Genomic DNA, 21,666 nt, shown 5'->3' with positions numbered 1-21,666 from the left:
TAACAAAATGGAGCAGAAAAAAGAAGGTATAGACTGGTCTCACGCAGAACAATGTTCAAAGGTCGTCTGTGAGACCGGTGAAGATAGCGGTCTTGAACGTTCAATTGACTGGAAACAGGGTCTTGCAATTGCGGTTGGTGTGCCTTTGCTGATCTTGCCGTCAATTGGTTACTTTGCAGGTTACCTGTGGTCAGCAGCCATTATCGTCTGGGGTCTTTCCGTATTCCAGGGTTTCATGCAGAACCTGGCCTATGGAGAACTTGCAACGACCTTCCCAAAGGCATCCGGTCTTCCCGGATTTGCGCAGAATGTTTTCAAAACACATGAATACAAAGGAAAATACGACAGAGGTAAGCTCATAGGTGGATTCAGTGCATGGAGTTACTGGTTCGCATGGAATCCCGTACTTGCTATATTTGCCATACTTGTAGGTTTTTATCTTCACAGCCTTTTCCCGTCATTGGCAGCTACATTCACTGAATACCAGCTCTCACTGGCAGCAGGCATTGTTATATTCGGAGGTCTGATACTTGTCAATTATCGCGGTGTCTCAAGTGGTGCACTGGTAGGTTATATCCTTGCAGCACTTGCATTCGTACCGCTTATCATTATCGCACTTGCACCTTATGCAACAGGTGATTTTGTACTTTCCAATATCACCAGCACCTGGTTGCCAACTGAGTGGGTATGGGATCTTCACCATATTCTTATCCTTCTGGGTATCTTTGCAATGGCACAATGGAGTGCATGTGCGTGGGAAACAGCGGCTATCTATGGTCCTGAATACAAGGAGCCAGGTACTGATGTACCAAAGGCACTTTTCACCTGTGGTGCTATATGCCTATTTGCATACGTGATCGTACAGACAACCGTTACCGGTGTGCTGGGAATCGATGGTATTGCCAATGCACCTATAGACCCTATGCTTCCTGTTGCACAGGCATCTCTTGGTGATATCGGTTCTACTATTGCCATTGTGATGCTCATTGCTGCAATGGTCCTTATAATACAGACCGCATACCTCGGTTCTTCAAGGGCTATGCACTCCATGGCTGTTGAGGGAAACCTTCCGAGGATATTCGGTAAGGTAAATTCCCATGGAACTCCCGTCCTTGCAATGATCGTCATTGGTGTCTTTAATCTGGGACTCATCTCAATGGGCACGCCAACAGCTATCCTTGCAGCATCAGCCATCGGATATGTCTGTGCTAACGGTATCAGCCTTTTTGCATACGTGAAGGCAAAGATGAACCCACGCCTTGCAGGCCTTGAAAGGCCGTTCAAGGCACCTGCCGGCTGGAAGAATGTTGCACTTCTGTTCGGTCTGTTCAACCTCCCCCTCTGCCTGATAGGTGTCATTTACCTCAACAGTGTTGAAGGTAGCTGGTTCTCCACCGGTGTCGGTATCCTGGTACTGGCTTTGTACATTCCTATGTGGTATTACTCACAGCATGAGAACCATGTTGCAAATGCAGAGACTCAGATGGCTTGAACGCGAAGAAAGAACTTACCGGCAGCATGCACTGAAATAAAGTGCCTGCTGCATTTTCTTTACCGCATAACCTCCAATTATGCACAAAACATTCAGATCTGGCAGCATTGAAAAGTCCAATGGCTGTCAGGTCTTTTTTTTTCAAAATCTTATCATTGAATGCTTTGAGCATTATTTTTAAAATAAGCGAACAATTCCTTGCTCCATCTCAGTGCTTTGCTGTCAAAGCTCATGAGAATTGTGTGGTCATATTGGCCTTTTTTGTTAAAGAAGCAGAGGAAAAGGAAACGATCGGTGCTTACAAGTGTTGCAAGGCCTGTCATTTCATCTGATACGAACAGTTCTGTATTGTCAAAACCCATGAACTTCTTAATTTCATCTGAATAATCCATTTCCATTCTCTCATGAACCGGATTTGTTGTTACAAGTGAAACATAGATGCCATTTTCAGCAAGGCTTGAATAAAGGGCAGGATATTCCGGATGGAAATATGCATTAAAAGCCATGACGTAACTGGATTTGAAAATATTCTCGGTAAATTCCTTAGGGAACTCAAAAAGGTAGTTAAGGTCAGGCTCAATGATGACACAGTTCCCAAGTTCACCGAACCTTTTGAGTATCAAGTCGGGTATACCACTAAGATCACGATTCAGCCAGTAGTTGCTGTTCTCTTCAAAGACTTCCACAGCATTCAAAAAAGGCAACATGTTGGATACAAGTACTTTACCCATACTTGTCAGTACATAGTGGTCCCCGTTCTGTATGACAAGACCGTGTTCTTTTAGCTTCTTTATCTGGGGAATAAGGGCTGTTGAAGTTACATTAAGGCTTCTTTTTATCTCTTCGCGGCTCTTTTTTCCCTCTATTAGAAGTAGCAGGACATTCTTCCGTTTTTCAGAATTAAGGATTATGTCTGTTAGTGAGCTTTTCATCCATACCAACTGTTATTATTCTGGTTTTACGTGTCTCTTCTTGATGAACTGCCTTATCCAAAGAGTTCATATATTTTTCGGTTATTCTTTTTTATGAGCACCTTTTTCCATTTTATGCTTGTAAAGTGCCATCTCTATGTTGCTATGCAGATCATCTGCCTTAAATGGCTTTACTATATATCCGTAGGGCTCTGTCCTTTTTGCTTTTTCAAGGACCTCATCATCGGAATATGCAGTGAGGTAGATGATAGGGATATCAAAGCTCTTACGGATCTCTTCTGCAGTATCCACTCCATCCATATCCCCCTTTAGTCTCACATCCATTAATACAAGGTCAGGAAAAGTAATCTCTGCCATCTTTATGGCCTCTTTTCCGGTTGAGACTATAGCCGGAACAGTATATCCAAAATTCTTAAGTTTCTTCTTTATGTTAAGACCAATGATACTCTCATCCTCAACAACAAGAATTTTTACTTCATCCATCAGTTCACCTTTATCTATGACTTTATCTATAATTCTCTATAAATTGCGATCAATAAGTAAAATCAATATCTGATTATCTTTTTATTCCAGAACGATACTGAATTTGGTGCCCAGGCTTCTGTCAAGTTCGATGGTGCCGTCTATCTGGGCTGTCAGGGTCGTTATCAGTTGTAGTCCCAGGGAATCCGTTTCTCTGAAATCTATATTCTCCGGGAAGCCGACACCATTATCCCCTACGGTCAATGTCAGCCTTCCGCCTTCAAGAGTGAGGTCCACATGTATCTCTCCTTCTTTTCCCTGTTTGAATGCGTGCTTGAATGAATTTGAAACAAGTTCATTTACTATCATCCCAAGGGGAATGGCAGTATCCATGTCCAGAAAAGTAGGGTCTACGTCCATCTTTACCTGGATCTTCTCTTTATTTATGGCGTATGAATATGAAAGCTCATTAACAAGCTTCATCAGGTAGTCTGAAAAGTCTATGCTTTCCATGTCCTGGGACCTGTATAGCTCCTCATGGACTAGGGCCATGGATATCACACGGTTCTGGCTTTCTTTGAAAGCTTCAATGACCCCATCATCGTTAAATTTATCGGATTCCAGATCTAGCAAGCTCGATATTACCTGCAGGTTGTTCTTAATACGGTGATGTATTTCTTTTTTCCGTATCTCTTCTATCTTTTTGCGCTCATCTATCATTCTTGAAAGAGTTGCCCTTGTTTTTTCTATTCCCTCGGTTAGGATGAGAAAATCACCTTCTCCATATACTTTGACCTTTCTGGAGAAATCATTTTTCTGCACCGCAGTAAGCACCTGGCTTGAATCTTTTATTATTATATCGAGTAATTCCGCAAAGTTGTCAAGTGTATTTGAAAGCTGTCTGAATTCTCCGTGGACGTCCAGATGCGACCTCTCATCAAGTTCGCCCTTAGCAAGTGCATTGGTCAGTCTTATCGTATCACGGACAGGTGTTATCACAGCATCCAGGATCTCATTGAGTCCCATGGGTATTTCCCTGAAATCGATCTCAACATCTGTTTCAGCCCGCGAGTCAAGTTTTCCCATGACCGCATCCTTTGATATGTGCTTGAAGTCGCTGACTATCTCCTTTATAGGTCTTGTGAAGGACAAAGCTATTAAATAAGAGATACCAGCCATGAAAACTATTGCTGCAAGGGATATCTGCAGAAGTTTGTTACCAAGGGTGGTGACACCAGCAAGCATCTCTTCCTTGGGTATGACAAGGATAAATGAATAGTTCCCTGTCCTTATGGGTTCATAGAACATCACGATGTTCTTGCCTGTGGTTGGGTCTATGGTCTCAACGTGTCCTCCTTTTCCCTCTCCGATGTCATCAGCGACCTTTGAGAACTCTTCAACCCCGAAATCATAAAGGGTTTTTTCTCCTATCCATTCTTTATGTGTAGGATGTGAAACAAGTATACCGGTATTGCCCGTCATTAAAGCGTAGCCTGTATCAAATGCTTTTACTTCGCTGATCACTTCATCCATATAATTAAGCGAAACATCCACTCCGCCAATTCCAATGAACTCTCCATCTTCCATTATGGGAGATACATAACTTACAATGAAGACCCCTTCGTAATAATAGGGTTCTGTCAGTACCTCATCTTCTGTCTTTTTTGGTAACTGGTAATAATCCAGGGTCTCATAGTCCAGAAGAGGGTCAAGTGTGATTGGTCCGGTGATCTTATTCCAGTAAGGAATGAAACGTCCTGTGGAATCATGTCCCTGTGAATCTATGTAGTTACTGTCGTTCCCGTCAAAAGTGTCAGGCTCATAGGCAACGTAAGTGCCAAGTAAGTGGGGATGTTCCACAACCAGGTTGTAAAGCATATTGTTTGCTTCCTCCCTGCTCATGGAGTCATAACTTGCCATGCTTACAGCAATCGTCTTTGCGATTGCCTTGTTCATTTCCATGTCACCATTGAAATCATTGGCATAGTTCCTTGCCATCTCTATGGATTGCTTGTAGGCAAGATCCTCCTGCTGTGTGGTTACGGTGGAAATGGTCATTGCGGTACTTGCAGCAAGTACAAGTAAGGTACCTGCGACGATGTACAGTATAAGTTTGAATTTCAGGGACCTCTTTTTCCATTCCATCTTTATAGCCTGTTATTATCTCATGTTAAATTTGAAAACCAACGGTTCAGGAACTTATATAGTTATTGTTGGATTATGCCTTAAAATGAACCTCTTTTAAGATTATAATGTCATTGTAATGTTAATCTGGTCTTGTAACTTCCCATGTTCAACGGCGTTCCCGTCAAAGAATAAAATAAAGGTAACTGCTGCAGATATGCGATAAGAGCAGATGGAACAGGCTGAAATAGAATTATGGACTGGGAAAAATAGTTATCCTCATTATGTGACCTCCACATAATGAGCAGATAATGGCGGAAACCCCGGGAATTTAACCCGGCTGAACGGATTTAGAGTCCATTCGATCAACCTGATCCGATTTCCATGATGACTTCTTTTGTCATTTACATGGTATGATAATCCAGTATTTATATTTTTCCCATGCCCGGATTCAAAAAGTAAAGATAAAAAGTAAAGATGGCTACAAGTGGCTCATTCTTTACTTTCTGCCTTTGGCATTCCTGTTCCCAGGAACAAGAGTCTTGTTTCAATAGGAGCTCCGCTTTCCTCGGCCATAGTGATGTCCTCTCTTTTGATATCGATACTGATATCTTCTGCTTTTATGCCTGAGTTTATCATGTATTCCATTATCAATCTGTTACCGATCTCATTAGCATATTCAAGAGCTTCAGCATGACTTACAAATTCCCTTCTTTCCACAGGAGAGAACACGACTATGCTTCTTTTTGCTTTCTTGTAGAATGACTTTATCAGTATCTCTATGCTCTTGACACCTTTTCCCACAAGGGCTCCTACTGCATTTCCGACTTCTGCATGTTCTGGGACAATGATATTTGCCTCTATCAGTTTGCCAAGTTCTTCAACATAGGAGTGCACAGGTCCCCCAAGAAGGACCACGGGTACATTGACCTTGAATTGGGAGAAGAACTCTCCACGTATTATCTTCTCTATCTCAGACTTCTCAACACCCTTGAAAATAAAGCCCATAAGGTCCAGTGCCATATTGATGGCTACTTCTTTTTTGATATGGAGGCACAGTTCATTCTCATTCATTGGTGTCAGTCTTGCAAGTATCTTTGCACCTGTTAGTGAAGCATCACGGCTCCACTTGGTGTATTCTCCAAGCACATGCAGCACATCGGTTGGTGTGAACCCGATTGCCTGTACCAGCCTTTTCTGTATCAATGCATCTATCTGGTCTGCAGATATCGGGGTTCCCATTTTCCAGAATATATCATTGATAGAAACCGGCTCTTCGCCTATTGTTGCAAGCAGTTGTTCTTCAAAGGAGCTGAGATTTGGTGCTTTCTTGCCGGTTCTTACAAAAAACTTAGTGGGCTGGATATTCTCTGCAAGCTGCACCCTTGATGGTGTTCTGCCAGATCTTAGCTGGTCCATGAATCCGGGATATTTTACAGCAGCAAGGCAAAGAGGCATAACCCTGCGGGGTCCTATATTTATATTCCGGTTCTTGACCCATACATGACTGTCACCGCCCATTGCAGATGTTTCCATGCGTATGGCCTTGACCTTCGTGTGCCAGCCACCGACCACGGCTCCCGTATCGACAAGTTCCGGAAGGCCATTGTGGTTCAGTGATACATCAGTGCTTGTCCCTCCTACATCAATAACGGCGCATGTATCATTCTTTGACAGGAAGGAAGCCCCCATCAGGCTGGCAGCAGGACCGGAGAATATTGATTCTATAGGTCTTTCCATAGCTTCGTGTATGCCTATGACAGAGCCGTCACATTTGAGCATCATGAGTTTAGCATCGATGCCCCTTTTCTTAATATCAGTGATTATAGCATGTATGAATTGGTCAGCTATGGGGAGCAGTTGTGCGTTAAGATATGCTGTGACCCCACGGTCATATGCTCCCAGGTCCTGGGACAGTTCATGCCCGCAGACTATTGGCAGTCCTGTCAGTTCGGTCAGCATCTCCTTTATCCTGATCTCATGATCCGGATTCCGTATGCTGAAATATGATGAAACGGCAAATGCCGATACCCTGTCTTTCATTTTAAGAGCATACTCTTTTACAGTTTCAATATCAAGGGTCTCATCTTCGGTACCTGCCACATTGTGTCCGCCTTTCACAACGATGTAGTCACTGATAGGTGGATTTGCAGGTAAGGTGTGTTTACCTATTAATATAAGTGCTACAGGATAGCCCGTTTTCTCAAGTATTGTATTGGTGGCCAGAGTTGTGGATACCGACACAAGTTTGACATCGGGGAGATGTTTACTGTTCAACCCGTCTATGGCATTCTCTATACCTGTAAGCAGATCAGGATAGGTTGTAAGTGCCTTATTTGAATCAACGACTTTCCTGTCCGAATTCCTGACGATCACCGCATCTGTATAAGTTCCGCCTGCATCTATTCCCAGACTGTACTGCATTTAATCTGCCTCCATTATTGTTTTATCCTTCCTTACCTGACCGGTCCCTGAAAAAACAAGCCTTGTTTCCACCGGGATCCCCCCTTCATGTGTGACGATATCATCACGTTTCATATCGATAATTACCTCACTGGTGTCAAGCCCGGCATCTGTCATGTATTTCATGATGAGCCTGGTCCCCGTCTCTTCACCATATTCCAGAGCCTCACTGTATGATGCAAATTCTTCTTTTCCTCCGGGGTAGAAAGTTGCAAAAGAGGATGTTTTGAGATTGTATTTTGATTCCGTATAATTGGCTTTTATAAGAACTTCCAGTTTTTTGGATCCTTTTCCTGCAACTGCACCAACAGCATTGCCAACGCTGCAATTCTCAGGTAATATTATCTGTGCATCTATAAATCCTTCAAGCTCTTTTGCATAGGCACTGACAGGCCCTCCCAGCAGGACCACAGGCAGGTCTGCCTTGAAACGGGCAAAGAACCTTCCTTTCAGCACTTTTTCTATTTCCTCCTTGCTGATTCCCTCCAGGAGGAAGGAAATGATATTCAATGCCATGTTCCTGGCCACATCCTTCTTTATATGCAGGCAGAACTCTTCCTCCTCTATCCCTGCAAGTTGTGCCAGTAAGGAGGCTCCTGCTAAGGAAGCTTCCCTGTTCCATTCTGTATATTCCCCTAGTACGTGAAGGGCGTCTGTGGGTGTGAATCCTATAGCCTTTATGAGCCTTTTTTGTATCAAAAGGTCCAGTGTTCCGGGATTTGGGAGCCTGTTCTGGTTCCAGTAGATCTCACTTACAGTTTTTGGCCTTTCATCTATCCTTAAGAGCAGCTCTTCTTCCGCAGGGCTTATCTTTGCAGGTCTAAGGCCTGACCTTATGAAGAACTTGCTTGGCTGCAGGTTCTCTCCTATCTGATTGCGCAGTATTACCTGGTTCTGTTTGAGTTTATCGACGATCTCAGGATAATCCATGGCTGCCCTGCATAGAGGTATTACTCTTCTTGGCCCTATATTTGTGACGTGGTTCTTTACCCATACGTGGCTATCTCCTCCCATTGCAGAGGTCTCCATGCGTATGGCCCTGACCTTTGTCTGCCATCCTCCTACAACTGCACCGGCTTCGCTAAGCTGGGGAACCCCTCTATGCAGAAGGGAAACATCTGTGCTTGTCCCGCCGACATCGATAACAACACAGTCTTCTTTCCCAGAAAGGTATGCAGCTCCTACAAGGCTTGCTGTAGGGCCTGAAAATACTGATTCGATAGGTTTTTTCAATGCTTCATTTATACCTACCACTGAGCCATCACATTTGAACATCATGAGTTTTGCAGCTATGTTCCTGCTCTTTATCTCGGACCCGATGGCTTCCATAAAATGGCTGACCACTGGGATCAATTGTGCATTCAGGTATGCTGTGATTCCTCTTTCATAAACACCAAGGTCCTGTGACAGTTCATGGCTGCAAACCACCGGCAGGCCGGTGAGTTCTGTTATGAGTTCTTTGACCCTCAGTTCGTGTTCGGGATTACGTACACTGAAGTAAGCCGAAACAGCAAATGCGGAAACCTTTTCCCGGACGCTAAGGGCAAAATCCTTCACAGCGTCTATGTCAAGGTCGCAAACTTCGTTTCCTGCACTGTTATGCCCTCCTTCTGCAACAATAAAATGCTCTATCTTTGCCCTGTTAGCTATATCAGCGTCATTTATAAGGATGAGTCCTACAGGATACCCCGTTCTTTCCAGGACACTGTTGGTTGCAAGGGTTGTTGAAACAGATACATAGCGGGTCTTTTCAAGGTAAGAGGGATCAAGACCGTCTAAGGTGTTCCTTATCCCGCTTAAAAGGTCGGGATAGGTTGTAAGCGATTTGTTATAGTTGACGATGTTTCCGTCAGAGTCGCTTATTATAACAGCATCAGTGTAAGTGCCTCCGGCATCAATTCCAAGGCTGTAGTGCATCAGTGCATCTCCTATGGGGTCTTTGTATTAAGGGTCTTTTTCCCCGGTTCAGTCCCTGAGTCCTTCAGGCAATGCTTATCCATGAAACCGAGACAACTAGAATTTGCTGTTTTTGCTAAAGACATCTTGAAACCTCTGAAAAAATAAATGTGATGTAGGAACTCTTGCTCCCTGTTTTCAGTGGAGGTGAACAAAGGAGCAATTGAAGGAGGTAGAATTCCTACAGAGATTATTTGCCAGGATATAGACCCTATTCAAATCAAGGCAGTCTGTTTAATCTCATTTAATATTATGCAATTCTGATATTTATATTTTTGGTATATTTCTTACTGATCACATGACTTCATAATGTTAAAAACATGTCATCTGGTGTTGTTTAATATTTTTATTTCATTTAAAATGAACTGTAGCTCTCAAAGAAAAGATATATATACTTGATTTATTTTTGCCAAATTCGTTCTAATCTCCGCAAGCAGCTATTAATTTCTAATATTTTCATTGTTCTGCTTTTCTGTTCTGGTTCTCGGTTCCATATTTTTCTGTATATATATTTTGTGTCCGCAGTAAAGTGCTTTCCTCTCAATATGGGTTCAATTGGCATCTTTTTTCTTTTCCTTTTTGGGTGGCAAAGAGCATATTCTGTTGCCATCCAATATATTTATATACTATTTATTGGACTGCCTATCCGTTAGTACTATATACTTGCAAGCTACTTCCACAAACAAATATAAAGATCAATATAAGATGAAATTGAGATCTTGATCCCATTCCACAGAAAACATATATTTAAAACGAATAATTTAAAACGAATATGTGAGTCGGGAGTGATTAATATTTCAGATGCTAATAACTCGGGAAAAAATGAAGCTCATGGCATGAATGTATATGCTCCTGCTCCGGTTGACAAGAGACTTGAAGCCGTTTATAACAGCAGTCCGGTGATATCTTTCCTCTGGAAGGCAGAAGGAAAATGGCCTGTTGAGTTCGTGTCAGGCAACATCACTCAATTTGGATATGCTCCGGAAGAGTTCCTGTCCGGTGATATTCTTTATGGGGATATTATCCATCCGGACGATCTTGACAGGATACTGCTGGAAGTCAAAAAGCATTCTGAAAAAAGGAACACATACTACTTTTCCCTTAATTACCGGATACTAACAAAGTCTGGTGAAATAAGGTGGGTTACTGAAAGATCTTTCATACAAAGGGATGAAGAAGGTAAGATCACTCATTTCCAGGGTATAATCATTGACAATACAGAGCTTGAGAGGACTGAAAGGGAACTGCTGGAGACCGGAAAGAAATATCAGGTAATATTTGAACGCTCACCTGTAGGGATAATATATTTTGATGAGAGTGGTCTCATTACTCATTGCAATAAGTGCTTTTCAGATATCATCGGAGCATCTGTGAAGAGAATAATCGGTTTTAGCATTCTTTCATCTTTAAGCGATGAAAAACTCAAGAGTGCTGTAGATCTTGTTTTTCTTGGCCACCCCGGTTATTATGAAGGTGAATATATTTCAAGCATAAGCGGGAAACGAATGATGGTCAAGGCAAGCTTTTCTCCTGTTATGAATGAAGATGGTTCCCTGCTGGGTGGTATCGGTATAATGGAGGATATTGCCAAGAACAAAAAGGCTGAAGAATTGATAAATCTCAACGAGATGCGCCTTGAAGCTCTTCTGGAACTCTACCAGATGCAGGATTCTCCCCTGAACGATATTGCTGAATATGCAATAAGGAAAGCTGCAGAACTTACCAATAGTAAAATAGGTTATCTTGAATTTTTAAATGAAGATGAGAATGTGCTGGAGACTTACCAGTGGCCAAACAATCTCAGTGAATACTTATCCGGCAGTGAAGAACCTTTTATTCATCCGGTAAGGTCGACGGGTTTCTGGGGTGAAGCCATCCGCGAGAGAAAACCTGTGATCGTCAACAAACAATATGCTTCTGAAACCATTGATGATATATATCCTGGCAATAAGGAAAGACTGTTTCGCCACATGACTCTTCCTGTCTTTGACAAGGATCAGATAGTTGCAGTTGCAGTAGTTGCGAATAAGAAGACGGACTATGATGAATCCGATGTCCGGCAGTTAACTCTTTTAATGGAAGGAATGTGGAAACTTGTCCAGTACAAGAATACTAACGAAGTTCTTTATGAAGCCCTGAGAATGCGAAGGATGCTTGAGTCAATTATGAGTTCAAGTCCTGCAATAGTGTTCCTCTGGAAACCCGAACGTGACTGGCCTGTGGAATTTGTTTCTGAGAACATAGCGCAGTTCGGATATACGGTCAGTGATTTCATTTCAGGAAAGATGATATATGGGGATATCATCCATCCTTCAGATCTGAAAAGAGTGAGAGAGGAGGTTGAAAGAGCTTCAAGGGAAGGTTTTTCAGATTTCAGCCAGGAGTACAGGATACTGACCAGATCAGGTGAGGTAAGATGGGTTGACGAAAGGACGATGCTCCATTATGATGAAAGAGGTATGGTTGATTACCTGCAGGGTATCATTGTTGACATAACTGAGCGTAAGCAGGCTAATAACTTTATACATATCGAATGTGATCTGGATAATGTACTGGGCAAGACAGGTGGTCCTGAGGAAACATTTGAGAGGCTGCTTGATTTTGCACTTGAGGCAAAGACGATAGATTCGGGAATCATATATATTGTAGATCAGGCCACTGGCGATTTTGATGCTGTGGCTTACAGAGGTCTTTCGGAAAATTTTGTCAATTCACTCTCGCATTTTGGTTCCAACACTCTCATGTCCCGTCTTTTCAATACAGGTTATCCGGTATATAAATATTTTTCAGAGATAAATATGATGCTTTCTGCTGAGAGCCTTGATTATGAAGGGCTGCAGGCAATGGCATTTATACCTGTAAAGTTCAATGATAAGCTTGTAGCATCCATAGTTCTTGCTTCCCACAAGGAGCTTGAAATTCCGGCTAACTCCAGGAATCTGATAGAAACCATTGCAAACCAGGTGGGTATCATTATGTCCCGAATGAAAAAAGATTCGGTGCTTCAGAAAAGTAAGAACAGTCTTAATTCACTTCTCGATGCCCTTGATGAAATGGTATTTATCGTGGATATGGAGGGAAGGATACTTCATGTCAATACTACTTTGATGAAGAACCTCAAATACTCAGCAAAGGATCTTGAGATGAAGGACTTTCTGATGCTTTACCCTGAGGACTGGGAAGACGATGTACTTTCAACTCTGGATGAGATCATGGAAGGTAAATCATCAACATGTGAAATCCCACTGGTAAGTAAAGAAGGTATCCTTGTTCCCGTAAAATCAAAGTTCACAATTGGTGAATGGGGAGGACAGGATGTCCTCATAGCCATTTCCTCAATTGTTAAAGAGCCTGGCCCTTAACAACAATCCTGGGTACTGTTCCTGTTGCCAACACCAAGCACTACAAGTTTTGTTTCCATTGGTGTTTTCCATCCCAATGGGATGATCTCTTCTTTTTTCACATCTATTTTGATGTGGTTCGAATCAAGGCCTGCCTCTTTCATGTAATCCAGAACGGTTGTTTCCCCAAGGGTAACTGCATAGTCAAGGGCCTCCTGGTATTGGAAGAAATTTGTTTTCCCGTGCTCTGAAAACACAAGGAATTCCCAATCAGGTGCTGCCATGGATGCAGGTCGTATGAGTACTTCGAATCTTCTGATACCCTTGGCTGCCAGTGCACCGGCAGCATTGCCAACTTTTGAATATTCCGGAAGTATTATCTCTGCATCAAGTATTTCCTGCAACTCTTCAACAAAGGCAGCAACAGGTCCGCCTATCAATACAACAGGGACCTGTATTTTGAACTTTGTGGGTGCCCTGATGTCAAATATTTTCCTGAGCTCTTTCTTTTCCACACCTTCCAGGAAGAATGATATGAGATCGCATGCCATGTTCTTTGCAAATTCTCTTTTGATATATATGGCAAATTCCAGCCTGTCCATGTTCACAAGGGATCCAAGCCTGTCGGCTCCGATATTTGCAGCTTCAACGTTCCTGTCTGTGTATTGTCCAAGGACGTGCAGAGCATCGGTGAGTGTGAAACCGATCGGTTGTATAAGCCTTTTTTGTATAAGGCTGTCAAGCACCTTGCTGGAAGGGTATCTTTTCATCCGGTTGAAGATCTCGGTTATGGAAGTAGGACTATCCTTTATGGTATCAAGTATCTCGTTTTCCTCTTTGCTTGTTTCCAGTATATGGTAGCCTGTCCTTAGGTAGAACCGTGTTGGCTGGTAGTTTATTCCCAGGAGCATCTTTGATGGTATGGGATTTGAACTTAGCTGTTCGAGGAAATCAGGATATAGCACAGCAGCCCGGCACAATGGGATCACCCTTCTGGGGCCTATGTTGATATCTTTTCCTTTCACCCACACATGACTGTCCCCTCCCATTGCAGATGTTTCCATTCTTATTGCCTTGACCCTTGTTTTCCATCCTCCTACGACTGCTCCGGAATCACTCATATCAGGAACGCCGTTGTGTATCACAGATATGTCAGTACTGGTCCCTCCTACATCGATTACTGCGCATGTCTCTTTTTTTGCAAGAAAGGAAGCTCCCACAAGACTGCCGGCAGGTCCTGAAAATATGGACTCGATGGGTTTTTTGAGAGCACTCTGTATCCCTATGACAGAGCCATCACATTTGAGCATGAATATCTTTGCATCCATACCTCTGGATCTTATTTCAGCTTCAACTGTTTTCATGAACCTTTCAGTAACGGGTATAAGTTGAGCGTTGAGGAACGCGGTCACTGCCCTCTCAAAAGCTCCCAGGTCCTGGGAAAGTTCAAAGCTGCAGACTGCAGGAAGTCCTGTAAGCTTTGTGACAATCTCTTTTGCCCGGAGTTCGTGATCATGGTTTCTGACGCTGAAGTATGAAGATATTGCAAAGGCAGAAACTTTATTCTTGACCGATTGTACAAATTCTTTGATGGCTTCAGTATCCAGATCTTCTGTCTCTTCTCCATTGTGATTATGGCCCCCTCTTGCCTGCAAAAAATGTTTGGTTGGTAGCTCCTGTTTGATATCGTAATTGCCAATAAGTATCATGGCAACGGGGAAGCCAGTACCTTCAAGTATGCTGTTTGTGGAAAGTGTTGTTGAGACAGATACCACTCTGACATCTCTGAGACACACAGGGTCAAGCTGGTCAATAGCCTGTTTAATACCTTCCAGCGGGTCAGGATAGCTTGTCAGTGCTTTTCCTGACTGGATAATAATATCATCGTCATCTCTTAAAAGAACTGCATCGGTGTATGTTCCTCCTGCATCTATTCCAAGACTGTAATTCATTTTTGGACTCCTTTCATGTTCTGTTGTTTGTTGATTTGTTGCAAAAACAAGTTATTTATATATTGTGGTTGGTTTTTAACAGTGTTAATCAAAAAAACATATCCAACTGCCTTCTTTTAATTTATATTGTAGAAGTTTGGCAGAGTACAATTAACAAGCTTTATATATCAGAAAAGTGTCCTCTTTTTTAATACTTGTTTACTAATAATTTGATTCTGTCTATTGATAATGTAATGTTCTCTTCTTGTACCTAATGTGTTTGTCTTTCAATAGTTATCTTTATATATCATATTAAACTCGTGCTCAACAAACAAGTATATATATTATAAAAAATATTGTCTATTTACTTCGATGTCTATTTTTCTGATCATTTGTTAATAACGGGTGGCATCGTGGTCATGTTTACTTTCGGGCTTGCTCTTTCTGGGGTATCTTTATATACTATAAAAGAAAGCACACATACCGGAAAATATATATAGTAGTTCTATCAGCAAAGTTTATATATGGGATATATTCTACCTATTCTACAGGAATACATTGCTGAATGCATGTTCACTTCCTCAAGAACATCTGCACGATGTCTTGAAAAACGAATTACAATTGGAGGTTAAGAAAATGGTAAAACAATATTTCCCGGGCAGGACCCCATTAGAAGGTGTCAGGCTTGAGCTCTTCTCTGAGGATGATCTCAGGTCCATTCACTATGCAACAATGGATGTCTTACTGGAACCAGGTATACAGGTTTCAGATGCTGAGGCAAGAGCATTATTCAAAGAAGCTGGCTGTTTAGTTGACGAAAAGACACAGGTTGTCAAGATCCCTGAATTTGTGGTAAACAGAGCTCTTCGCGACTGTCCTTCAAAGTTCACTCTCTGGGGACGTGACAAGAAGAACAACGTCAAACAGGAGCACAAAGGAAAGGTACACTGGACCTGTTTCGGTACCGGTGTCCAGATGTGTAACTATCTTGGACCTGGCAAGTACCAGACCGTAGACTCTACGGAAAAAGACCTCGCAGACACAGCAAAGCTTTGTGACTGGGCAGAGAACATAAACTATTTCTCACTTTCAGTTTCAGCAAGGGACTGGGCAGGCAAGGGTGCACAGGATGTACACGAGACCCTGACCCCTCTGATGAACACCACAAAACACTTCCACCACATTGACCCAGTGGGAGAGAACGTGGAATATTATCAGGAGATAGCTACAGCATATTATGGTGGAGATGATGAGGAAGCACGCAAGAAGCCTATATTCTCAACATTGCTCTGTCCTACAAGTCCACTTGAACTTGGTGACAATGCATGTCAGGTAATCATAAAAGGTGCAAGGTTTGGCACACCAGTCAACGTACTCAGTATGGCAATGGCTGGCGGTTCATCCCCGGTTCACCTTGCAGGTACACTTGTTACACACAATGCTGAAGTACTTTCAGGTATCGTGCTCGCACAGATCGTCAAGCCAGGTGCACCAGTATGGTATGGAAGCTCAACGACAACATTCGATCTTAAGAAAGGCACAGCACCTGTAGGTTCACCGGAACTCGGACTTATCAGTGCAGCTGTTGCAAAGCTCGGTCAGTATTATGGCCTACCCACATTCGTGGCTGGTTCGTAGGCTGATGCCAAGATACCTGATGGCCAGGCTGGCCATGAGAAGACAATGACAACACTTCTCCCCGCATTTTCAGGTGCAAACACCTTATACGGCGCAGGTATGCTTGAGCTTGGTATGACATTCTCACTTGAACAGCTCGTTCTTGACAACGACATGATCTCAATGACAAAGAAGGCAATGCAAGGAATCCCTGTAGATGAAGAGACATTGGCAGTTGAGTCCATACAGCAGGTAGGTATAGGGAAGAACTTCCTTGCACACAAGACAACAAGGAAGAACATCGACCTCCCGTCCAGCCCGATGCTCATTGACAGACTTATGTACGGAGACTGGAAGATGGCAGGTGCAAAGGATATCGCAACGGTTGCTCATGAAAAGGTCGTTGACATCATGAAGAACCACGAAGTCGCACCAATAGATGCTGACCTGCTCAAAGACATGCAGGCAGTTGTAGAGAAGGCTGACAAGGCTTTCAGGGCCAGCATGTAATTGAATGGAGGTATAAAAAATGGCAACTAAAGAACAGATTATCGCAAAAGCAAAAGAAGCGATCTTGGATTTTGATGAAGATGTGGCAGCAGAGGTCGCACAGGAAGCTCTTGATGCAGGTGTCAGTCCGGTAGAGCTTATCGAGGACGGGTTCACCGCTGCAATGACAGAGGTAGGAGAACAATTTGAGGCAGGTACACTTTTCCTTCCGCATGTAATTGCAGCATCTGAGGCAATGAGTGCAGGCGTGACTGTACTTACTCCTGAACTTGAGAAGTTGGCCACAGAGACAAAGAGCAAAGGTAAGATCGTAATCGGTACCATTGAGGGGGATATTCACTCCATTGGTAAGGACATCGTTGCAACAATGCTCAAGATCGCAGGATTTAAGGTCGTCGATCTTGGAAGAGATGTACCGATCACATCATACGTAGAGAAGGCAAAAGAAATAAAAGCAGATGTTGTAGCTTCATCCGCTCTGATGACCACCACAATGGTCAACCAGATCCAGATCGAGGAGCAGCTCAAGGAAGCAGGTATCCGTGACTCACTCAAGACAATGGTCGGCGGCGCCCCTGTGACCCAGGACTGGGCAACAAAGATCGGTGCGGACATTTACGGAGAGAATGCGACAGACGTAGTCACAAAGCTGAACGCACTCTTCTAAGTCTTTGAATCCCTTAAGTCAGAGGGTGTATGCAACTGCACCCTCTGGCAAAATATGTTGTAGTTTAAGTTTAGTCTTTCTTTGCTGAGTGCTTTGGGAAGTTCTTCTTTCCCGTTTTTAGTGCACTCCGCAAGAAGATGATATGCCACACCGGCTGGATCAGGATCGGTGTTGTATCATCTTTTTTGCGTATCCTCTCCCTATTCCGGTTTTCCGGAGGTAGTATTATGCAGAGCCATTTAGTGGCCAGTCATATAAAATGAAGGTTGAAAATTGGAGGTATTAATGTGGATTTGCAAGCTTTAAAAATGCAAGAACATAAGAAGAGAATCAGATATGGTTATATGTGGGCTCTCTTCTGTGCGGTTCTCTGGGGTCTTTGGTATCTTCCCGGAACTGCTGTATGGGTACTAAACCCCTTTGATGAAATGTATGGTGAGATCGCTGCAACAAGCGGCGACGGGATGGCACTTGTGATTGTGGCTGTTCTGATCACGGCATTCAATGCGTTAACAGTTATTTTAGCTCTTATGGTATGGAATGGTGTTCTTGGTAAGTTCGGTGAAATGAACAGGACTCTCAAGGAATTCAAACCGTGTTCCAAGTGGTTCTTCCTGGCTTCTATTTTTGGTGGTCCGATCGCTATCCTGGGTTCCTTTATGGCTATGGGATTCGTCGGCGGCGCTTTTGCTGCTGTGGCAGCTTTGATGTATCCTGTTGTTGGTTCGGTACTCGCTTCAAAGTGGTATGGTGAAAAGATAACCAAACGTGCCTTTGGAGGTATTGGTCTTATCATTCTTGGTGGTTTCACTATATTTGGCGGCGGAGTTCTTACCGAACTGGGTAGTGGCAATGTAATGTGGTTAGGTTACCTTGGAGGATTAATGGCAGCTACCGGCTGGGGTATTGAAGGTGCCATTGCCGGAAAAGGTCTGGACATTGCAGAACCGGATGTAGGACTTACATTGAGGTTCCTTGGAGAGAATATCATCTGGTGGATAATTATTGTTCCTGTGCTTGCAATTGCAGGTTTCCCGATGTTCAAGTATGCATTGCTGGCTTTTGAACCGCTCACAATACTGGTACTCGTATTTGCAGGTATCACGTTTGGTTTCTGTTATGTTACCTGGTACAAGTCTTTCCCACTCATTGGAGTAGGAAGGGGTCAGGGTATCGGGAACCTCTATGGTCTCATGGCTGTGATCTTTATCTTCCTCTTCTTTGGAGATGTACCTTCCTGGACCATTCTGGTAGGTGGTGCACTTTGTCTTATAGGCAGTACTGTCATGTTCTCTGAGGACACAGGCGAAATGGAATCATTGAGAGGTGATTAAAATGGCTGGAAACCGTCCTATAAAGTTCAGGATACTTGAATTGTGCAACAGTGGTAAATGGAACTATGAGATCGTTCAGCAGATACAGAAAGAATATGGTCTTAAGGGTGATTACCACAGGGATTCCATAAACTTCGATATAATCGAACTTGCATCAGGTGGAATGCTCAAAGATGTAGAGGTAAAGGTCGATGAAGAAGGCATCTATAAGAAAGGTTTCCTTCTGCACAAGTACGTACTGACAGACTTTGGAAAAGTAAGGGCTACAGATGCCTGTTTGATGTATGTTTAAGGAGTGATATGAATGGTACAGTCACAAGCTGCAATGGAAGCTTACAATGCTTACTGGGCGAACTCCCCTTTGCCGGCTGCCGACGTTCTGTGGATGGTTGTCATCCTGATCGTGGCTATCCTGGCACTCTGGCAGGCAAGGACCTTTGTTTCAGAGTTCTGAAAGGGAGGATTCGGAAAGCATTTAGGATCTGTTGAGTAGATAGGACACGGCGATAGCTCATGCCAGTATTTATTCATGTTTGCTGATATGGGCTGTCCTGTGTCTTTTTTATCTTATTTCTCTCTACCGATCTGATAGCATATTACGGGGAAAAATATATATACTAGTCATCAAAGAGCAGTTAGGGTAATATTTAAATACGGTCTTTAAAGGCAACATATATATTTATCGTACATGTATCCTATTGTATCGGGAATATCCCAAATCAACAACGTATCAAAATTGTAAATGATCAAAGTGAGGTGTATAAAATGAGCAAAGAAGCAATGTTCAAAGAACTCTCCGATGCTGTAATCACATGCAAGAAGGATGCTGTGACAGCAGCTGTGGAGAAGGCAAGAGGCGAAGGCATTCCTCCTGCAGAGATCATAGAGAAAGGTCTTGCAGCCGGAATGAATGAAGTAGGTGTCCTCTTTGAGAGGGGGAAATTATTCCTTCCCCATGTAATGATGGCAGCAGGTGCAATGGAAGCAGGTGTCAAGCTCCTTGAAGCTGACCTTCCAAAAGATGCAGCCAGCAAAAAGCTTGGTGTTATCGTTAACGGTACAGTCGAAGGCGACGTTCACGATATCGGTAAATCTATTGTCTCAACCATGCTCCAGTCAGCAGGTTTTGAGGTCCATGATATCGGCAGGGACGTACCACTACAGGATTTCATTGACAAGGCAAAGGAAACAAATGCTAACATGATAGGCATGTCCGCACTCATGACAACCACATTGCCGGGTCAGAAAGAGGTTATCGAGATGCTCAAGGAACAGGGCATGCGTGACAAGGTAAAGATAATGGTGGGCGGTGCTCCTGCAACCCAGAACTGGGCTGACAAGATAGGCGCTGACTGCTATGCAGAGAATGCTAGCGAAGCTGTTGCAAGAGCCAAGGAACTCCTGCTCTGATCAAGGTGATATCCATGGCAACAGAATATAAATTAAGAATGGGAGATGGAAAGCGCATCTTCATGACAAGGGAGCAGATAGTTGCTGACCTTAAGGAAGGTATGGCAGATGCGGCTGATCTTGGTAGCATTCCTGACCTGACTGAAGATGAGATCGACAAGCTTGTGGACATCCTCACCATGCCTTCAAGGATGGTTGGTGTCGAGCTTGGTAAGGAAGTTCCTGTAACACATGACATTGGAACCATCAGGATAGATGGTGACCAGGGTAACAGTGGTGTAGGTATCCCTTCCAGCAGGCTTGTGGGTGCAATGATGCACGAGCGTGCTTTTGGTGCTGACACAATGGAGCTTGGTCACATAGATTACAGTTACAAACCTGCAAAACCTGTGATCGCTCAGGAAATGCAGACAATGGAAGTCTGTCAGCAGAACATGATCGTTCCATTGTTCTATGGTGCAATGCCAAACATGGGTCTTTACTACACACCTGACGGTCCTTTCGAGAACCCGGGGGACCTGATGAAGGCCTTTAAGATAGAGGAAGCAAGGGAGTCAATGGAGCATTCTGCAAAACACCTGACAAGGGACATAGTCTGGATCATGCAGAGGATGATGGCATCAGGTGCAGATGGTGTTAACTTCGATACTGTGGGTGCTGCAGGTGACGGAGATATGTATGCTTCACTGCACGCTATCGAAGCACTCAGGAAGCAGTACCCTGATATTTACATCGAGGCGGGTATGGCCGGGGAGCTTATGCTTGGTCTGCACGGTGAGATGGAGTACGATGGTACCGTGCTTGCAGGACTCTGGCCACATGAGCAGGCTCCATTGGTTGCAAAGGCTGGTGCTAATGTATTCGGACCTGTTGTTAACACCAACACCAGCAAGAGTGGCGCCTGGAACCTTGGAAGGGCTGTTACTTTCATCAAGCAGGCTGTTAAGGCTTCACCAATTCCCTGCCATGTGAACATGGGTATGGGTGTAGGCGGTATCCCTATGCTGGAAACCCCAACAATCGATGCAGTTTCACGGGCCAGCAAGGCAATGGTCGAAATTGCCGGCGTGGATGGTATATAGGTAGGGGTCGGCGACCCGATGGGTATGCCGATCTCCCACATAATGACCTCCGGAATGAGCGGAATAAGAGCTGCCGGTGACCTTGTTGCAAGGATGGAGTTTGCAAAGAGCATGAGAGTTGGAGAAGCAAAGGATTACGTTGCAAAGAAACTGGACGTAACCACAGATGACCTCAGTGACGAATATGTGATGAGGGAACTGAGAGAGGAACTTGGTATAGGGGTCATCACTTCAGTTGCAGGTGCTCCGAAAGGAATTGCAGCAAAGATGAACATCGAGAAGCTGCTAGGAATCGATATCAACTGTTGCCAGAAGTTCAGGGGACAGTTGAGGTAATTTGTGTAT

13 protein-coding genes and 2 pseudogenes are annotated in these 21,666 nt (G+C 43.6%); 9 read left to right on the top strand and 6 right to left on the bottom strand.

The genetic code is table 11. The features are described from left to right. Positions 1–7: 7 nt before the first annotated feature. Positions 8–1,492 (top strand): APC family permease, encoded by a 1,485-nt coding sequence (locus V7O64_RS09370; RefSeq protein WP_407355152.1) that lies wholly within the window; start codon positions 8–10, stop codon positions 1,490–1,492. 152 nt (positions 1,493–1,644) lie between these two features. Here V7O64_RS09370 and V7O64_RS09365 read toward each other — a convergent pair whose 3' ends face one another. From V7O64_RS09365 to V7O64_RS09345, 5 genes are all read right to left on the bottom strand, one after another. Next, positions 1,645–2,424, bottom strand: a complete 780-nt coding sequence (locus tag V7O64_RS09365) for a helix-turn-helix transcriptional regulator (RefSeq protein ID WP_407355151.1) — start codon at positions 2,422–2,424, stop codon at positions 1,645–1,647. 81 nt (positions 2,425–2,505) lie between these two features. Beyond that, on the bottom strand, positions 2,506–2,907 hold the full coding sequence (locus V7O64_RS09360; RefSeq protein ID WP_407355150.1) for a response regulator: 402 nt from the start codon (positions 2,905–2,907) through the stop codon (positions 2,506–2,508). Positions 2,908–2,988: 81 nt separating this feature from the next. Then, entirely contained in the window at positions 2,989–5,031 is a 2,043-nt protein-coding gene (locus tag V7O64_RS09355) for a histidine kinase dimerization/phosphoacceptor domain -containing protein (protein WP_407355149.1), read from the bottom strand. A gap of 471 nt (positions 5,032–5,502) precedes the next feature. After that, on the bottom strand, positions 5,503–7,434 hold the full coding sequence (locus V7O64_RS09350; protein WP_407355148.1) for a hydantoinase/oxoprolinase N-terminal domain-containing protein: 1,932 nt from the start codon (positions 7,432–7,434) through the stop codon (positions 5,503–5,505). Then, positions 7,435–9,390 carry a hydantoinase/oxoprolinase N-terminal domain-containing protein gene (locus V7O64_RS09345; RefSeq protein ID WP_407355147.1) on the bottom strand — a complete coding sequence of 652 codons (1,956 nt, stop codon included), beginning with the start codon at positions 9,388–9,390 and terminating at the stop codon, positions 7,435–7,437. An 875-nt stretch (positions 9,391–10,265) separates the two neighbouring features. On the opposite strand from V7O64_RS09345, the gene V7O64_RS09340 reads away from it, so the two are divergent. Continuing rightward, complete coding sequence (locus tag V7O64_RS09340; RefSeq protein ID WP_407355146.1) at positions 10,266–12,791, top strand: PAS domain S-box protein; 2,526 nt, start codon at positions 10,266–10,268, stop codon at positions 12,789–12,791. Here the strand turns inward: V7O64_RS09340 and V7O64_RS09335 are convergent. Further along, positions 12,788–14,722 (bottom strand): hydantoinase/oxoprolinase N-terminal domain-containing protein, encoded by a 1,935-nt coding sequence (locus V7O64_RS09335; protein ID WP_407355145.1) that lies wholly within the window; start codon positions 14,720–14,722, stop codon positions 12,788–12,790. The genes V7O64_RS09340 and V7O64_RS09335 overlap by 4 nt on opposite strands. Positions 14,723–15,337: 615 nt before the next feature. On the opposite strand from V7O64_RS09335, the pseudogene mttB reads away from it, so the two are divergent. From mttB to mtbB, 7 genes and pseudogenes are all read left to right on the top strand, one after another. Continuing rightward, a pseudogene (gene mttB / locus V7O64_RS09330) lies at positions 15,338–16,828 on the top strand ([trimethylamine--corrinoid protein] Co-methyltransferase). Between the two features lie 19 nt (positions 16,829–16,847). Next, on the top strand, positions 16,848–17,495 hold the full coding sequence (locus V7O64_RS09325; RefSeq protein WP_407355144.1) for a methyltransferase cognate corrinoid protein: 648 nt from the start codon (positions 16,848–16,850) through the stop codon (positions 17,493–17,495). Between the two features lie 287 nt (positions 17,496–17,782). Beyond that, complete coding sequence (locus V7O64_RS09320) at positions 17,783–18,829, top strand: hypothetical protein (protein ID WP_407355143.1); 1,047 nt, start codon at positions 17,783–17,785, stop codon at positions 18,827–18,829. Position 18,830: 1 nt separating this feature from the next. Then, positions 18,831–19,121: a hypothetical protein gene (locus V7O64_RS09315; protein WP_407355142.1), complete on the top strand. Its 291-nt coding sequence runs from the start codon at positions 18,831–18,833 to the stop codon at positions 19,119–19,121. A 12-nt stretch (positions 19,122–19,133) separates the two neighbouring features. Beyond that, entirely contained in the window at positions 19,134–19,283 is a 150-nt protein-coding gene (locus tag V7O64_RS09310; RefSeq protein ID WP_407355141.1) for a hypothetical protein, read from the top strand. A 311-nt stretch (positions 19,284–19,594) separates the two neighbouring features. After that, on the top strand, positions 19,595–20,239 hold the full coding sequence (gene mtbC, locus V7O64_RS09305) for a dimethylamine corrinoid protein MtbC (RefSeq protein ID WP_407355140.1): 645 nt from the start codon (positions 19,595–19,597) through the stop codon (positions 20,237–20,239). A gap of 14 nt (positions 20,240–20,253) precedes the next feature. Continuing rightward, a pseudogene (gene mtbB / locus V7O64_RS09300) lies at positions 20,254–21,657 on the top strand ([dimethylamine--corrinoid protein] Co-methyltransferase). Positions 21,658–21,666: the final 9 nt, after the last annotated feature.

The organism is Methanolobus sp. WCC5 (genome assembly GCF_045690325.1).
Taxonomy (GTDB): Archaea; Halobacteriota; Methanosarcinia; order Methanosarcinales; family Methanosarcinaceae; genus Methanolobus.
This window is presented reverse-complemented; position numbering and strand designations above follow the sequence as displayed.

Coding starts and splice junctions, on each gene's coding strand:
- V7O64_RS09370 (WP_407355152.1), top strand. CDS start 8: ATGGAGCAGAAAAAAGAAGGTATAGACTGGTCTCACGCAGAACAATGT.
- V7O64_RS09365 (WP_407355151.1), bottom strand. CDS start 2,424: ATGAAAAGCTCACTAACAGACATAATCCTTAATTCTGAAAAACGGAAG.
- V7O64_RS09360 (WP_407355150.1), bottom strand. CDS start 2,907: ATGGATGAAGTAAAAATTCTTGTTGTTGAGGATGAGAGTATCATTGGT.
- V7O64_RS09355 (WP_407355149.1), bottom strand. CDS start 5,031: ATGGAATGGAAAAAGAGGTCCCTGAAATTCAAACTTATACTGTACATC.
- V7O64_RS09350 (WP_407355148.1), bottom strand. CDS start 7,434: ATGCAGTACAGTCTGGGAATAGATGCAGGCGGAACTTATACAGATGCG.
- V7O64_RS09345 (WP_407355147.1), bottom strand. CDS start 9,390: ATGCACTACAGCCTTGGAATTGATGCCGGAGGCACTTACACTGATGCT.
- V7O64_RS09340 (WP_407355146.1), top strand. CDS start 10,266: ATGAATGTATATGCTCCTGCTCCGGTTGACAAGAGACTTGAAGCCGTT.
- V7O64_RS09335 (WP_407355145.1), bottom strand. CDS start 14,722: ATGAATTACAGTCTTGGAATAGATGCAGGAGGAACATACACCGATGCA.
- V7O64_RS09325 (WP_407355144.1), top strand. CDS start 16,848: ATGGCAACTAAAGAACAGATTATCGCAAAAGCAAAAGAAGCGATCTTG.
- V7O64_RS09315 (WP_407355142.1), top strand. CDS start 18,831: ATGGCTGGAAACCGTCCTATAAAGTTCAGGATACTTGAATTGTGCAAC.
- V7O64_RS09310 (WP_407355141.1), top strand. CDS start 19,134: ATGGTACAGTCACAAGCTGCAATGGAAGCTTACAATGCTTACTGGGCG.
- mtbC (WP_407355140.1), top strand. CDS start 19,595: ATGAGCAAAGAAGCAATGTTCAAAGAACTCTCCGATGCTGTAATCACA.